14 protein-coding genes are annotated in these 14,616 nt (G+C 72.0%); 9 read left to right on the top strand and 5 right to left on the bottom strand.

Annotation, left to right across the window (positions count from 1 at the left end):
- Positions 1 to 13: 13 nt before the first annotated feature.
- A complete protein-coding gene (locus tag ACN267_RS24940) occupies positions 14 to 1,093 on the top strand; it encodes an inositol-3-phosphate synthase (RefSeq protein WP_204958350.1) in 1,080 nt (359 codons plus the stop codon).
- 57 nt (positions 1,094 to 1,150) lie between these two features.
- On the opposite strand, the gene ACN267_RS24935 is transcribed toward ACN267_RS24940, so the two are convergent.
- The 4 genes from ACN267_RS24935 to ACN267_RS24920 all read right to left on the bottom strand — a co-directional run bounded on the left by ACN267_RS24935 (position 1,151) and on the right by ACN267_RS24920 (position 3,182).
- On the bottom strand, positions 1,151 to 1,537 hold the full coding sequence (locus ACN267_RS24935) for a hypothetical protein (protein WP_421489767.1): 387 nt from the start codon (positions 1,535 to 1,537) through the stop codon (positions 1,151 to 1,153).
- Positions 1,534 to 1,740, bottom strand: a complete 207-nt coding sequence (locus ACN267_RS24930) for a ribbon-helix-helix protein, CopG family (protein WP_204958352.1) — start codon at positions 1,738 to 1,740, stop codon at positions 1,534 to 1,536. Before ACN267_RS24930 ends, ACN267_RS24935 begins: the two co-directional genes overlap by 4 nt.
- A gap of 127 nt (positions 1,741 to 1,867) precedes the next feature.
- Positions 1,868 to 2,356: a methylated-DNA--[protein]-cysteine S-methyltransferase gene (locus ACN267_RS24925; protein ID WP_421489766.1), complete on the bottom strand. Its 489-nt coding sequence runs from the start codon at positions 2,354 to 2,356 to the stop codon at positions 1,868 to 1,870.
- Between the two features lie 58 nt (positions 2,357 to 2,414).
- A complete protein-coding gene (locus ACN267_RS24920) occupies positions 2,415 to 3,182 on the bottom strand; it encodes a hypothetical protein (RefSeq protein ID WP_204958354.1) in 768 nt (255 codons plus the stop codon).
- Positions 3,183 to 3,598: 416 nt separating this feature from the next.
- Between ACN267_RS24920 and ACN267_RS24915 the strand changes: the two genes are divergently transcribed.
- Genes ACN267_RS24915 through ACN267_RS24900 form a run of 4 tightly spaced genes read left to right on the top strand, consistent with a single transcriptional unit; the run spans position 3,599 to position 7,299 of the window.
- Positions 3,599 to 4,117 carry a SigE family RNA polymerase sigma factor gene (locus tag ACN267_RS24915; RefSeq protein WP_281901649.1) on the top strand — a complete coding sequence of 173 codons (519 nt, stop codon included), beginning with the start codon at positions 3,599 to 3,601 and terminating at the stop codon, positions 4,115 to 4,117.
- On the top strand, positions 4,114 to 5,199 hold the full coding sequence (locus tag ACN267_RS24910) for a hypothetical protein (protein ID WP_421489765.1): 1,086 nt from the start codon (positions 4,114 to 4,116) through the stop codon (positions 5,197 to 5,199). Before ACN267_RS24915 ends, ACN267_RS24910 begins: the two co-directional genes overlap by 4 nt.
- 30 nt (positions 5,200 to 5,229) lie before the next feature.
- Positions 5,230 to 5,751, top strand: coding sequence for a hypothetical protein (locus tag ACN267_RS24905; RefSeq protein ID WP_281901646.1), 522 nt, complete (start codon positions 5,230 to 5,232; stop codon positions 5,749 to 5,751).
- A gap of 27 nt (positions 5,752 to 5,778) precedes the next feature.
- Positions 5,779 to 7,299 (top strand): flotillin family protein, encoded by a 1,521-nt coding sequence (locus ACN267_RS24900; protein ID WP_204958358.1) that lies wholly within the window; start codon positions 5,779 to 5,781, stop codon positions 7,297 to 7,299.
- 57 nt (positions 7,300 to 7,356) lie between these two features.
- Here ACN267_RS24900 and ACN267_RS24895 read toward each other — a convergent pair whose 3' ends face one another.
- Positions 7,357 to 8,814, bottom strand: coding sequence for a CCA tRNA nucleotidyltransferase (locus tag ACN267_RS24895; protein ID WP_421489764.1), 1,458 nt, complete (start codon positions 8,812 to 8,814; stop codon positions 7,357 to 7,359).
- A 126-nt stretch (positions 8,815 to 8,940) separates the two neighbouring features.
- On the opposite strand from ACN267_RS24895, the gene murJ reads away from it, so the two are divergent.
- The 4 genes from murJ (at position 8,941) to ACN267_RS24875 (ending at position 14,563) form a co-directional block, all read left to right on the top strand.
- A complete protein-coding gene (gene murJ / locus ACN267_RS24890) occupies positions 8,941 to 10,692 on the top strand; it encodes a murein biosynthesis integral membrane protein MurJ (RefSeq protein WP_421489763.1) in 1,752 nt (583 codons plus the stop codon).
- A gap of 445 nt (positions 10,693 to 11,137) precedes the next feature.
- Positions 11,138 to 12,733: a protein kinase family protein gene (locus tag ACN267_RS24885; RefSeq protein WP_204958361.1), complete on the top strand. Its 1,596-nt coding sequence runs from the start codon at positions 11,138 to 11,140 to the stop codon at positions 12,731 to 12,733.
- Positions 12,734 to 12,770: 37 nt separating this feature from the next.
- Complete coding sequence (sigM, locus tag ACN267_RS24880) at positions 12,771 to 13,559, top strand: RNA polymerase sigma factor SigM (RefSeq protein ID WP_421489762.1); 789 nt, start codon at positions 12,771 to 12,773, stop codon at positions 13,557 to 13,559.
- Positions 13,556 to 14,563: a hypothetical protein gene (locus tag ACN267_RS24875; protein ID WP_421489761.1), complete on the top strand. Its 1,008-nt coding sequence runs from the start codon at positions 13,556 to 13,558 to the stop codon at positions 14,561 to 14,563. The genes sigM and ACN267_RS24875 overlap by 4 nt, the downstream gene beginning before the upstream one ends.
- The last annotated feature ends 53 nt before the right edge of the window (positions 14,564 to 14,616 follow it).

Below are 14,616 nucleotides of genomic sequence, written 5' to 3'. Positions count from 1 at the left end.
GGAGGCAGACGCTATGGGCTCCGTCCGCGTCGCCATCGTCGGTGTGGGTAACTGCGCCTCGTCCCTCGTGCAGGGCGTGGAGTACTACCGCAACGCCGACCCGAACGACCGCGTCCCGGGTCTCATGCACGTCACCTTCGGCGACTACCACGTATCGGACGTGGACTTTGTCGCGGCGTTCGACGTGGACGCCAAGAAGGTCGGCATGGACCTCGCGGAGGCGATCGTCGCCAGCGAGAACAACACCATCAAGCTCTGCGACGTGCCGCCCACCGGCGTCACCGTGCAGCGCGGCCCGACCTTCGACGGCCTGGGCCAGTACTACCGCGAGATCATCGAGGAGTCCGACGCCGAGGCGGTCGACGTGACCAAGGCGCTGCGCGACGCCCAGGTCGACGTGGTCGTCTGCTACCTGCCGGTCGGTTCCGAGCAGGCGGCGAAGTTCTACGCCCAGGCCGCGATCGACGCCGGCTGCGCCTTCGTCAACGCGCTGCCGGTCTTCATCGCCTCCGACCCGCAGTGGGCGCAGAAGTTCACCGACGCCGGCCTGCCCATCGTCGGCGACGACATCAAGAGCCAGGTCGGTGCCACCATCGTGCACCGCGCGCTGGCGAAGCTGTTCGAGGACCGTGGGGTCGAGCTGCTGCGCACCTACCAGCTCAACTTCGGCGGGAACATGGACTTCATGAACATGCTGGAGCGCAACCGGCTGGTCTCGAAGAAGATCTCGAAGACCCAGTCGGTCACGTCCCAGATCCCGCACGAGATGGTCAAGAGCGACGTGCACATCGGCCCGTCGGACCACGTGCCGTGGCTGGACGACCGCAAGTGGGCGTACATCCGCCTGGAGGGTCGTTCCTTCGGTGACACCCCGCTCAACGCCGAACTGAAGCTCGAGGTGTGGGACTCGCCGAACTCGGCGGGTGTCATCATCGACGCCGTCCGGGCCGCCAAGATCGCGCTGGACCGCAAGATCGGTGGCCCGATCCTGTCGGCCTCCTCGTACTTCATGAAGTCCCCGCCGGTGCAGTACGCCGACCACGACGCGCACGCCGCCGTCGAGGGCTTCATCACCGGCGACGTCGAGCGCTGACCCGCCGACCACCGCACCGCCGAGGGCCGGGTCCGCACGGACCCGGCCCTCGCGCGTTCAGTCCGCCATCTCCAGGTACGGCGACAGCCGCAGCGCCAACTCCTCGACCGAGTCGACCTCGCCGCTGGTCAAAGCGTCGGTCAACGCCATCCGGTCCTTGGCCGGCATGGTGAGGCGCAGGCCGGAACGGGACAGGAGGATGCGCATCGCCGCCCAGGCGAGCCCGGCGTTCCACAGGTCGAGGGGACGCCAGATCATCAACCCGTGCAGCAGTGCCGCCGCCCTGTCCAGCGCGGTCGGGTAGGCGGCCTGTCCGACCAACCGCGCGTACGGTCGGGCCGCCGCCGCCACGAGTATCCCGGCGTCGCGTACCTGACTCCGGGGGCCGGTGTGCTCGGCGAGCAGGATCAGCAGATCCTCGGCGTCCGGCCAGGGGTGGGTCATCTGTCCCCCAACATCGCGAAGAACTCGGCGTCCTCCTCGAACACCCGGCGGGCGGCCTGGCGGGTCCACTCGTCCCGGTCGTGCCGGTCCAGGTAGGCCTGTACCGCCACCTCGACCGTCTTGTGCATCGACCGGTGCTCCGCCTCGGCGAGCTCCTTGAGTCGCTGCTCGACCTCGGGCTTCAGGTTCAGGGTGAAGGCCATACCAGAGTTGTATAACTCGTCGGTCGGCTGGTCAACCACGCTCGACGCCACGTCTCCTCCTCGCCGGGTCATCGTCCGGGACGATGGTGGCGAGGATCGCTCGGATCGGGGCGGACGGACTGTGCGATCACCCCTCGGGCAGCCAGGCGCGGCGCAGTGCCACCCCCGCCTCCAACTCCAGCAGCGTCACCTTGCGGGGCAGCCCGCCACCGAAGCCGACCAGTTTGCCGCCCGCGCCGACGATCCGGTGACAGGGGACGATCACCGGTACCGGGTTGCGGTTGCAGGCCACCCCGACCGCCCGCGCCGCCCCGGGATCGCCGACCCGCCGGGCCACCTCGCCGTAGGTGAGCGTCTCCCCGTACGGGATGCGGGTCATCTCCCGCCACACGGCGCGCTCGAATTCGGAGCCGCGCGGCGCCCCCACCGGCACCGTGAACCCGGTCAGTTCACCGGCGAAGTACGCCCGCAGCTCCGCGACCGCCCGGCCGGCCAGCCCGTCGGCGGGCCGGTCGGCGGCCGACGTGACCCGACCGAAGTGCGTGCCGCAGACCGCCGTGTCGTCGGTGGCCACGGAGAACTCCCCGATCGGCGAGTCGAGCACGGTCCAGCGCATACCGACCATTCTTCCCGCCCCGACCGACACCGGGGGTGGCAGGGCGGCGGGGCCGGCCCTAGTTCCCGTAGGAGATGCTCCAGCTCTTGCCGTCGAAGGCGGCCTTCGCGCTGGTCATGCCGTCGGGGTACGACACCTGTGCGGGCGTGGTGAGTTCGGAGACGTCCATCACCTCGCTGCTCTCGAAGCTCCCGAAGGCGACCCAGTAGGTGGGCTTCGGGTCGAACTCGACTCCGGCGTTCGTCAGGGTCGGCACGACGAACGTACCGGCCCCCGACATGCCGATGCCCACGCTTCCCTGATCCTGGTTGCCCGGCCCGGGAACGGTGTCGTCCTCCTTGATTATCAGGCTTCCGTTCTTTCCGGAGGAACTGGTCGGCCCGAATTCGAAGCCGCCTTTGACGTAGGAGAGGGTGACCAGGTTGTTCTGGGTCAGGTCGGCCGACAGGGTCTGGCCCGCCACGAACTGCGTTCCGGGTACGAGTGTGCCGACCTGACCCCAGACGAAGTTGTAGTCGATGGTCCACTGGTATTCGACCGTGGTGGAGGGGTGGCACATCTTCGACATCCAGGCGAGCGTCACCGCGTCGCTGGGGAGCTGGGGCATCTCCTGGAAGAGGATGGCATTCATGCCGTCGAGCGCGGACTCGTTCAGAATCGTGATGTCGTACCCGACCGGGTCCTTCGGGGACGCGGTGGCCAGCCCGGTGCCCCCGCCCACCCCGGCCGTCGCCCGACCGGCAGGGCCCGTACCGAGCAGTGCGGCACCCAGGCCGGCGGCCAGCGCGGTGAGCCCGTCCCGTCGACTGATTCTGAATTCCCTCATGAATTCCTCCTCGTTCGCAAAGGAACGCCCCTGCTGGCGCCCCCTGGAGAGGAGAGGTACGCGTCAAGGTCCGATTTATCCGGATCTTCACCTCGGATCAGCAATTCGGCGTTGTCAATATGCTAGATAGGAGTTACGGCTAGCGCAAGGCATTCCCCCTCGCCCGGAACGGTCAACTCCCATCTACCGATAATTGCGCGGGAAAGTAGTTTTATACACGCGCTGTGCAGCGGAAGGCGCTTCAGGTGCGGCGCGGCGCAACGGACCGCCGCCCGATCCCGGGACGGGCGCCCGACGCCTCCCCGCCTGGTCCCGCTCGGGACCAGGCGGCAGCGGTCGGCAGGCGACGGCGACAAAGTGTGTCGGACGAGGCAAGGTTCAGCCACCGCCGGGCGTCTTTGGTACGGAGGTGAACGGTGACCGAAGGCACCGACGGGGAGTTCACCGCGTTCGTCAACGAACGGGGGGACGCGCTGCTGCGCGTCGCGTACGCGCTGGCGGGCAGCCAGCACGCCGCCGAGGACCTGTTGCAGAACGCGCTGGCCAAGGCGTACGCCAGGTGGCCCCGGATCCGGGGTGACGCCGAGCCGTACGTGCGCCGGATCCTCTACCACGACCAGGTCTCCGGTTGGCGACGGCTGGCCCGGCGACGCGAGGTGCCGATGCCCGTCCTGCCCGAGCGGCCCGGGGATCGGGACAGCGGCCACGACAGCGAGCTGCGGATGCTGCTGCGCGACGCGCTGCGGAGCCTGCCGCCCCGACAACGGGCGGTGTTGACCCTGCGCTACCTGGAGGACCTCAGCGTGGAGCAGACCGCCGCGCTCCTCGGATGCCGGGCCGGCACGGTCGCCAGCCAGGCGTCGCGCGCCCTGGCCCGGCTGCGGGAGCTGGTGCCGTCCTTCGATCCCGCCAGCAGTCCGGAGGTGGAGCGATGAACCGGCCGGCGGAGGATGCGCTGCGGGCAGCCGTACACGATCTCGCCGAGGAGGCGCGACCGGCACCGGGGCTGGCCCTGGCGGCGCTGATCCGGGGCCGACGGCGGCGGACCCGGCGGCGGGTGGCCGCCGCGGGCGTCGCGGTGGCGGCGGTCACGGCCCTGCTGGTGCCGCTCGTGCTGCTCCGGCCGGACCGACCGGTCCAACCGGCTCAGCCCACGCCGAGCCCCACCCCCGGCACGACGCTGCTGCCCACCCCCGGTGCCGACTGGCCGGCCCGGCCGTTGGCGCTGCCCGGCGGCTGGGTGGTCACCGGCGGCGTGACCGGCGGCACCGGGTACGTGCTGGACCGCACCCGGTCCCGTTACGTCCGTGCCGGCGGATACGCCGAGGTGTGGCCGGCCCCCACCGGCACGGTCACCGCCGTCCGGGACGAGCAGCACCCCGGCCAGCTCGGCCTCGCCGACGCGGCCACCGGAAAGCTGCGTTGGCAGCGGGTCCGGGGTGCGCTGGCCGTCCAGTGGTCGCCGGACGGCCGCCGGTTGGCGGTGACCGTCCTGCGGGGCGGGGTGAACCGCCTCGGTGTGCTGGAGGTCGGCGGGCGGTACCGGGAGTACCGGATCGACCCGGTCAGGTACCGCTGCACCGACCACTGCGTCTTCACCTGGACCCGGGACGGCCGGGAGCTGACGTTGCCCCTGACCGACAGTTTCGCGCCACAGTCCGAGAGCAACCGCCATTCGCGCTGGGGGGTGCAGTTCTTCTCCGCCGACGACGGGCGGCCGACCCGGTTCGTCAAGATCCCCGGCGACCCGGCCGGTCCGTGGTCCTGGTCGCCCGACGGGAACCGGGTGGTGGTCCAGGGGCAGCGGGAGCCGCTGCTGGTCGACGCGGTCACCGGCACGGTGCTCGGCACGCTGCCGGTGGCCGACGTCGCCTGGGTCGACGACGACCGGCTGCTGTACCGGCGGCCAGGTGGTTACCGGGACGTCGTGCTTGCCAACCCCGCCGGACACGAGTTGCAACGGCTGCCGCTGCCGCGGGAGTTGGCCGAACGGACGGTGTCCGTCGCCCCCAAATGATCACGCGGGACGTTGCGTCGGGTCGCTACCGTGCAGGTCGTGGCCACGGGGACGCTCATCTTTCTGATCATCGGTGGGGCGGGCGTCGGCGTGCTTGCGCTCGCCCTGCTCGGCGGTGAACTTCTGCATTTCGGTCATCCCGACGTCGACGGTCCGGTCTCCGTCGAGGCGGTCGCCGGTTTCCTCGGCGCGTTCGGCTTCGGCGCGGCCATCGTCAACGAACTGCTCGGTGGGCGTACCCCGGGGATGATCGCGGCGGCGGTCGGTGGCGGCGCGCTCGCCGCGGTGCCCACCGCGTGGCTGGCGGGGCGGCTGAGCCGGGCGGCGCGCGACATGCGCACCGACGCCACCCCCACCCGGGACGACCTGGTCGGCGCGCTCGGCCTGGTGGTCACCCCGATCCCGGACGCCGGCTACGGCGAGGTCCGGGTCCGCGTCGCCGGCCAACCCGTGAAACTCAACGCCCGCGCCGACCGGCCCATCCCGCTCGGCGCGCAGATCTTCGTGGTGCAGACGCTGAGCGAGACCAGCGTGCACGTCGAGACCTACTGACCCCTCTTCTCGCAGAGACGGAACCTCATGCCACTGCTCATCGCCATCGTCGGCGCGGTCGTCCTCGCCCTCGTCCTCGTGTTGTTCGTGCTCTCCCGGATCAAGGTGGCCGGGCCGAACGAGGCGTTCATCGTCACGGGCCGCAAGGGTCGGACCACGCAGACCGCCGACGGCGGCCGGTCCACCGACAACTCCGGCCAGAAGGTCGTCCTCGGCGCGTCGGTCTTCGTCCTGCCCGTGGTGCAGAAGCTCCAGTCGCTCGACCTGTCCAGCCGTCGGATCGACGTCGGCATCCGGGGCGCGGTCAGCAAGCAGGGCATCCGGGCCGACCTGCACGGTGTGGCCATCGTCAAGGTCGGCGGCACCGAGGACGCGATCCGCGCCGCCGCCCAGCGCTTCCTGCACCAGCAGGACGAGATCGACAACTTCACCCGGGAGGTGCTGGCCGGCGCACTGCGCTCGATCGTCGGCCGACTCACCGTCGAGGAGGTCATCCGGGACCGGGCCGCGTTCGCCAACGCGGTCGCCGAGGAGGCCGAGCACTCGATGACCAACCAGGGCCTGGTGCTGGACACCTTCCAGCTCCAGGACATCCTCGCCGAAGGGTCGTACCTGCAGGACCTGGGGCGGCCGGAGGCGGCCCGGGTGCTCAAGGACGCGGCCATCGCCGAGGCGCGCGCCCGGCAGCAGGCCGAGCAGGAGCGGCTGCTGGCCGAGGAGGCGATCGCCGAGGCGAACCGGAACCTGTCACTGAAGCAGGCCGGCATCCAGGCCGAGATCGACGCGGCGAAGGCCAAGTCGGCGGCGGCCGGGCCGCTCGCCCAGGCCGAGCGGGACCAGGCGATCCTCTCCGAGCAGCAGAAGGTGGCCGAGCGCAACGCCGAGCTGAAGCAGCGGCAGCTCGACACCGAGGTCCGCAAGCCGGCCGACGCGGCCCGGTACAAGGTGGAGCAGGAGGCGGAGGCGGCCCGCAACGCGGCGGTGCTGAACGCCGACGCGCAGCGGCAGGCCACCATCGCCGCCGCCCAGGCCGCCGCCGAGCAGGCCCGGCTCACCGGTGAGGGTGAGCGGGCCCGCCGGGCGGCGCTGGCCGAGGCGAACGCGATCGAGGGTGCCAAGGAGGGTGAGGCCGAGCAGCGTCGGCGGTCCGCGATCGCCGAGGCGGTCGAGCGGGAGGGTCAGGCCGAGGCCACCGCCATCCTGGCCCGGGGTCAGGCCGAGGCCGACGCGATGGCCCGCAAGGCCGAGGCGTTCGCCGCGTACGGCGAGGCGGCCGTGCTCGACCTGCTGGTCAAGGTGCTGCCGCAGGTGGTCGAGGCGGCCAGCGCCCCGATCGGCGCGATCGACAAGATGACGGTGATCTCGACCGACGGGGCGTCGTCGCTGACCAAGTCGGTGGCCGGCAACGTGGCGCAGGGCCTCCAGCTCGGCTCCGACCTCACCGGCATCGACCTGGCCGGTCTGCTCGCCAAGCTGGGCGCGGCGTCGGCCGGCTCCCCGGCCAACGGCAAGTCCTCGGTCGAGGGCAGCGCGGTCGAGACCCGCTGACCGTACGCGACGAGGGGCCGTCCGGCGTGTGCCGGGCGGCCCCTCGGGTCGTTCAGGTCAGCTCAGGCCCTGCTCGGCGGCCCAGCGCCGCAGTTCCGCCTCGGCCTCGTCGCGGTCGAGCGGGCCGCGTTCCAGGCGCAGCTCCTTGAGGTGCTGCCAGGCCCGGCCGACCACCGGCCCCGGCGGCACCCCGAGCAGTTCCATGATCGCGTTACCGTCCAGGTCGGGCCGGACCCGGGCCAGGTCCTCCTCGGCGGCGATCCGGGTGATCCGCTCCTCCAGCGCGTCGTAGTCGGCGGCGAGCTGGGCCGCCTTGCGCCGGTTGCGGGTGGTGCAGTCGGAGCGGGTCAACTTGTGCAGCCGGTCCACCAGGTCACCGGCGTCGGTGACGTACCGGCGCACGGCCGAGTCGGTCCACTCGCCCCGGCCGTAGCCGTAGAACCGCAGGTGCAGGCCGACCAGCTTGGTGACCTGGGCGGTGACGTCCTTCGGGTAGCGCAGCGCCTTCATCCGGTTCTTGGTGAGCCGGGCACCGACCACCTCGTGGTGGTGGAAGCTGACCCGGCCGTCCGGCCCGACCGCCTTGGTGGCCGGCTTGCCCACATCGTGCATGAGCGCGGCCATCCGCAGCACGAAGTCGCAGCCGTCGGTCTCGTACGACACCGCGTTGCTCACCACGGTCAGGGTGTGCTCGTAGACGTCCTTGTGCTGGGCGTGCTCGTCGATGGTGAGCTTGAGGCCGGTCAGCTCGGGCAGGAAACGGTCGGCCAGCCCGGTGTCGACCAGCAGCCGCAGCCCGGTGATCGGGTCGGTGCCGCACAGCAGCTTGGTGAACTCGTCGCGGACCCGCTCGGCGGTGATCCGGTCCAGGTCCGCGGCCATCGCCACCATCGCCGCCCGCACGTCGGGGTGGACGGCGAAGCAGAGCTGGGCGGCGAACCGGGCGGCCCGCAGCATCCGCAGCGGGTCGTCGCCGAACGACTCGGCCGGCGTGCCCGGGGTACGGATGATCTTCGCGGCCAGGTCGTCCAGCCCGCCGTACGGGTCGGTGAACCGGTGGTCGGGGAGGCTGACCGCCATCGCGTTGACGGTGAAGTCCCGCCGCTTCAGGTCGTCGGTGAGGTTCGTGCCGTACTCGACGACGGGGTTGCGACTGACCTGGTCGTACGCCTCGGCGCGGAAGGTGGTGACCTCCAGCCGGAGACCGTCGCGCTGGCAGCCGATGGTGCCGAACTCCCGACCGGTCTCCCAGATCGACTCGGCCCAGCCCTTGATGATCCGCAGCGTCTGCTCGGGGTGGGCGTCGGTGCAGAAGTCCAGGTCGTCGCCGAGCCGACCGAGCAGGGCGTCGCGTACGGAACCCCCCACCAGGTGCAGTTCGTGCCCGGCACGGGCGAACCGGCGGCCCAGTTCGTCGGCGACCGGGGAGACGCGGAGCAGTTCGGCGACGGCGTTGCGCTGCACGGTGGTCAGTTCACGGCGTGCGGCGGCGTGGGGTGTGGAGGCTTCGGACATGGGATCGCCAGCCTATCGGGCGGGGACGGGAACCGATCCGCCGGGCGCGGGTGTCGGGTGCGGGTTGACTATGGTCATGGACGTGCGGACCGGTGCCGGCTCCGACGTACCCCGGGGAGGCTGGAGATGAGCGGCGGGCTCTACCGCAGCGCGAACGCCGCGCAGGGGGGCGACGGGCCCCGGCCGTACGACGGGGCGACCTTCATCTCCGCCGAGCCGTTGAACCAGCCGGGGGTGGAGGCGACCGCGCCGCCGCAGGAGGTGGTCGCCGAGACCAGCGCGGCGGCGAACAGCGCGGTGATGGCGATCGGCAGCCTGGTCAGCCGGGGCACCGGCTTCGTGCGGAACCTGATGATCGGCGCCGCGCTGGGCAGCGCCGTCGGCGACGCGTTCACCACCGCCCAGTTCCTGCCCAACCAGGTGTACGAATTCCTGCTCGGTGGCGTGCTGACCAGCGTGCTGATCCCGGTGCTGGTGCGCCGCCGCAAGGCCGACCCGGACCGGGGCGAGGCGTACGCCCAGCGGCTGCTGACCCTCGCGGTGCTGGCCCTCGCGGTGACGGTGGTGCTGGCCCTGCTGCTGGCCTCGACCCTGACCACGCTCTACGCCGGTGGCAAGAACGCGGCCTACACGGGCCTGGTCACCAACCTGTCGTACCTGATGCTGCCGATGCTGTTCTTCACCGGCGTCAGCGCGTTGATCGCGGCGGTGCTGAACACCAGGGGGCACTTCGCCGCGCCGATGTGGGCCCCGATCCTGAACAATCTGGTCGTCATCGGCACGTTCGGCCTCTACATCGCGGTGTACGGCGCGCAGGCGCTGGGTCCGGAGGACATCGGCTGGGACCGGATCCTGCTGGTGGGCGGGGGCACCCTGCTCGGCGTGGCGGTGCAGGCGGCCGGGCTGCTGCCGGCGCTGCGCAAGGTGGGTTTCCGGTGGAAGCTGCGGTTCGACTTCCGCGAGCTGGGTCTGCGTGAGCTGGCCCGGCTCGGTGGCTGGATGTTCTGCTACGTCGCGGTCAACCAGCTCGGCCTGTTCGTGGTGGTCAACCTGCTCACCCGGGCCGCCGGTGGCGACGAGGAGAACGCCGGCCTGCTGATCTACAACAACGTCTTCCTGCTGCTGATGATGGCGCACGGCATCATCGCCGTCTCGATCATCACGGCGCTGATGCCCCGGATGAGCGCCGCCGCCGCCGAGGGCCGGTTCGCCGACGTCACCGCCGACCTGTCCCGGGGCACCCGGATGGTGACGGCGGTGCTGGCCCCGATCGCGGTCTGCTACGCGGTGCTGGCCGGTCCGGTCTCCGTGGTGGTCTTCCGGTACGGCGCGTTCACCGGTGACAACGCGCTGGCCACCTCGCTGGTGCTGCTGGTCGCCGCGTTGGGCCTGGTGCCGTTCGCGATCAGCCAGCTGTTCACCTTCGCCTTCTACGCGCTGCCGGACACCCGCACCCCGGCGCTGGTCAACATCCCGGTGGTGATCCTGCGGGTGGCCGTGCAGATCGGGGTCTTCGTCGCCTTCTCGGCCACCTTCGCGGCGGCCGGCATGATGCTCGGCAACGCGATCTCGTACGTGGCGGCGGCGGTGCTCTCGGCGATGCTGCTGCGGCCCCGGGTGGGCCGGATCGGGTTGGGCCGGATCATGCGGACCATGGGCAAGGTGCTGGTGGCGGCGCTCGGTGCGGCGCTGGTCGGCCTGCTGGTGGTCAACCTGCTGCCCGGCGACCCGGGCAACCTGAGCTGGACGGCGGCGGCGGTGCGGCTGGTCCTCGGCGGGGTGGTGATCGGCGGGACGTACCTGGGCCTGGCGATGGTGCTGCGGATCGGCGAGATCACCGAGGTGGTCGCGATGGTGCGGCGGCGGCTCGGCCGCTGACCCGCCGGCCAGCCCGGGGCCGGGCAGAGGACACGCAGGGTGAACGAGGATCACCAGCCTGGGGACACGCCTGTGGATAACTCGATGACTGGCCGCTCAGTCACCGTAAAGGGCTGTGGATAACCAACCGTAAGGCTGAGCATGTACGGCCGTTCGGCGGGAACCAGACCTGTCGACACCTGATTGTCGCCGGTGGGTCGGCCCGGAGGTCGACGGTTTGCGACGGGCGTCTAGATTGGCCAGTACATGTGTCAGCAACGTGGGAGAGAGTGGCGTTAACCGGACTTTCCACCCCATATGCGACAGGCCGTCGAGCGCGGCGGGAAGATGACATGTCGGTATGACGGGCGGTCCGGGTAAGGTCGCTGTCGACGGACACGGCAGGTGGCCGACGCCCGAGTCGACGCCGCCGGTCGGTTCCAGCGACGGCGGAGCGGGAAGCCACATGCCCAGCAGCGCGGGTCCATCGATCGACACGATCACCGAGGGAGGACGGGTGACCCAGGTCGGCGAGGGTCAGGAGGCGGAGGAAACTGCTCCTCCGGTCATGACCTTCGGTGCTCCCACGGCCGGTGAGATCCTCGCCGAGCGGTACGAGCTGGTCGAGCACATCAACAACGACAGCGCCGGGCGTCTGGTCTGGCGGGGGGTCGACGTCATCCTGCGCCGGCCCGTGGCGGTGGTGCTCCGCTACCCCGGCGGCGACTCGGCCACCGAGATGCTCCAGGCCGCCGTGGCGGCCAGCCGAGTCATCCACCCCAACCTGGTCGGCGTCTACGACGCGATCGACGAAGACGTCCGGGCGTACGTCGTCCGGGAGTGGGTCGACGGCCGGTCCCTGCGTGACCTGGTCGCCGAAGGTCCGCTGGACCCGGCCCGGGCCACCGCCGTCGGCAACGCGGTCGCCAGCGCCCTCGCCGCCGTGCACGCCACCGGGATGGTCCACGGCAACGTGCACCCCGGCACCGTGATGATCAGCGACGACGGCCGGGTGGTCCTGGCCGACGCCCGCACCGACGGCGACGACAGCCAGGAAGCCGACATCCGCGCGGTGGGTGGCGTCCTCTACTTCGCCCTCACCGGTCACTGGCCGCACGCCGAGGCCCCGCTGCGCGGCGCGACCGCCGGCCACGGCCGGGCCGCCATCCCCGACGCCGTCCGCGACGCCAGCGGCGCCATCGCCGCCCCCCGGCAGGTCCGGGCCGGCGTGCCGGCGTACCTCGACGACCTGACGATGGACCTGCTCGACGCCGAGATCGCCCCACCGTCGTCGGACGTGCTCTCCGCCGAGCTGGGTCGGCTCGACATCCCCGCCGAGGACCACTTCCTCGACCAGACCGGCACCATCCGGTTCACCGCCGACGGCGTCGAGGACCGGTCGCCGCTCGCCGCCGCGGGCGGCCGGAAGGTCGCGATCGGCATCGCCGGGCTGCTGGCGGTCGCCCTCGTCGGCCTGCTCATCGGCATCACCACCCTGGGCGGCGACGACAGCCCGGAGACCGAGCCGGTGGCCCGTCCCTCGACCAGCGCGCCGGCCGGCGACGCCACCCCGGCCCCCGTGGTGCGCAAGCTCGCCATCCAGGACATCCGGATCATCGACCCGGACAGCCGGCAGCGCAACGAGCTGGACGACGCCGAGAAGATGATGGACGGCGACGAGGACAAGGGTTGGGAGACCGACACCTACTACTCGGCCAACTTCAGCAACTACAAGAAGGGCATGGGGGTCTGGATCGACCTCGGTGCCCCGCACACGGTCAAGTCGCTCACCGCCACCCTGTCGGACTCCGGCGTCTCCGCCGCGCTGTTCACCGGCGACGGCGACTTCCCGTCCACCTCGCAGGGCGACAAGGACCTGGTCAAGGGCTTCAAGACCCGGATCGGCCAGCCGTTCGAGCAGCACGACGGCACCAAGATGGCCTTCGACGGGTTCGACCCCGAGCAGAAATACCAGTACCTGCTCTTCTGGATCACCGAACTGCCCTCTACCGAGCGGGGTTTCAAGCTGGGCGTCCAGGAGATCTCGGTCCAGGGATCGTGATCCGCCCGCCGCGCCTCCGTCACCGCCTCCGCCGGACGTGGTGATGGTCGGTCGCGGCGGGCAGTCACCCGACCCGGCGACCGGTGGGCCGGCGTCGGTCGTGGTGTCGCAGCCCGAGACCACCGACCTGGATCTGCTCCGCGCCCACGTCGCCGGTGACCGCGACGCCTTCACCGAACTCTTCCACCGGCACCGCGACCGGCTCTGGGCGGTGGCCCTGCGGACCACGGGCGACCGGGAGGAGGCGGCCGACGCCCTCCAGGACGCGCTGCTCTCCGCCCACCGCGCCGCCGGCCGGTTCCGGGGCGACTCCGCCGTCACCACCTGGCTGCACCGGATCGTGGTCAACGCCTGCCTGGACCGGCTCCGCCGCCGGCAGGCGCACCCCACCGTCCCGCTGCCCGACGGCAACCACACCGACGACGCCCGGGGCACCGGCGGCGTCGAGCCCGCCGCCCCGGCCACCGACCACGACACCGCCCTGGTGGTGCGCCAGGCGCTGGCCGGTTTGCCGGTGGAGCAGCGGGCCGCGCTGATCCTGGTGGACGTGCAGGGCTATCCGGTCGCCGAGGTCGCCCGGATCCTCGGCGTGGCCGAGGGCACGGTGAAGAGCAGGTGCGCCCGGGGCCGGGCCCGGCTGGCCGGCGTGCTGGGGCACCTGCGTACCGGCGGGGACCGGCAGTCGCCGCCCCCGGCCGGGTCGACCGGCCCCCACCCGGCGAGTCAGGGCGTTCCCGACGTCACACCCGGGAACCGGCAGCCGGCCAGCGGCGTCCGATCGGGGTCGGGGCAGGCCCGGCGGGACGCCATCCAGGAGGAGACGTGAGGGGCCGGGAGTTCAGGGAGGTCGACCACGACCTGCTCGCCGACTATGTGGGCGGGGCACTGGACGGCACCCCGGAGCACCCCGCCGTCGCCCGGCTGGTGGCCGAGGACCCGGCCTGGGCCGACGCACACGACGCACTGGCCCCCGCCATGGCCCGGGTGCACGACGAGTTGACGGGTTGGGGTGCTGCCGCACCGGAGATGCCCCTGGCCGTGGTGGAACGGCTCACCGCCGTGCTCGCCGGTGCCGGTCCGGCCGCCGACGACGACGTCGAGCCGTCCCGCCGGGCCGCGCGCCCGGCCGCACCTGGCGACACCCGGCCGGTCGGGGCGGGTGGCCCGGTGCCGACGCAGCCGGGCGGTCGGCGTACCCCCGGCGGTCGACCCGGCGACGGGCGTGCCGATCCGTCGGGCCCCGGCCGGCGGCGACGCTGGGTACGGCTCGCCGGGCCGGTCACCCTGGCCGCAGCATCGCTGGCCGCGGTGGGCTTCGGCGTCGCCCACCTGATCGACGGTACGACCGGCCGGGACGCGGCCACCTCGATGGCCCGGCCGGCGCAGGAGAACGCGGAGCGCGGATTCCGGTTCAGCGGCGAGACCCGGCGCAGCGGCGTCGACTGGTCCCCGTCGACGCTGCGGGGCGGCACGGACGCCCCGCTGGTCCAACCCGTCACCCCGCCGGGTCTCCAGCCCGGTGACGAGCCGGAGGTCACCACCCAGATCAGCCCCGGCGCACCGGAGAGCAAACGGCTCGCCGCCCCCGCCGGGCTGGACCGGCTGACCGGGCGGGCGGCGCTCGACGCCTGCCTGGCCGACATCGCGGCGGCGCACCGGCGGGGTCCGGTCACCGTCGAGGTGGTCGACTACGCCACGTTCAACGGCGAGCCGGCGCTGGTGGTCCACTTCGTCGATGCCACGGGCGCGCGGTGGGCGTGGGTGAGTGGCGCGGAGTGCGGTGTGCCGGGATCCGGCGCGGACACCCGCTACCAGTCGCGGGTAGGGTGAGGGCCCGGTCACCACTCGTCCCGCATGGCGTGACGTGACCCACCGGACGACCG

Source organism: Micromonospora sp. WMMD734, from assembly GCF_049178975.1.
GTDB classification, from domain to species: Bacteria; Actinomycetota; Actinomycetes; order Mycobacteriales; family Micromonosporaceae; genus Micromonospora; species Micromonospora wenchangensis.
The sequence above is the reverse complement of the archived record's forward strand: the minus strand, read 5'-3'. Positions and strand labels throughout refer to the sequence as shown.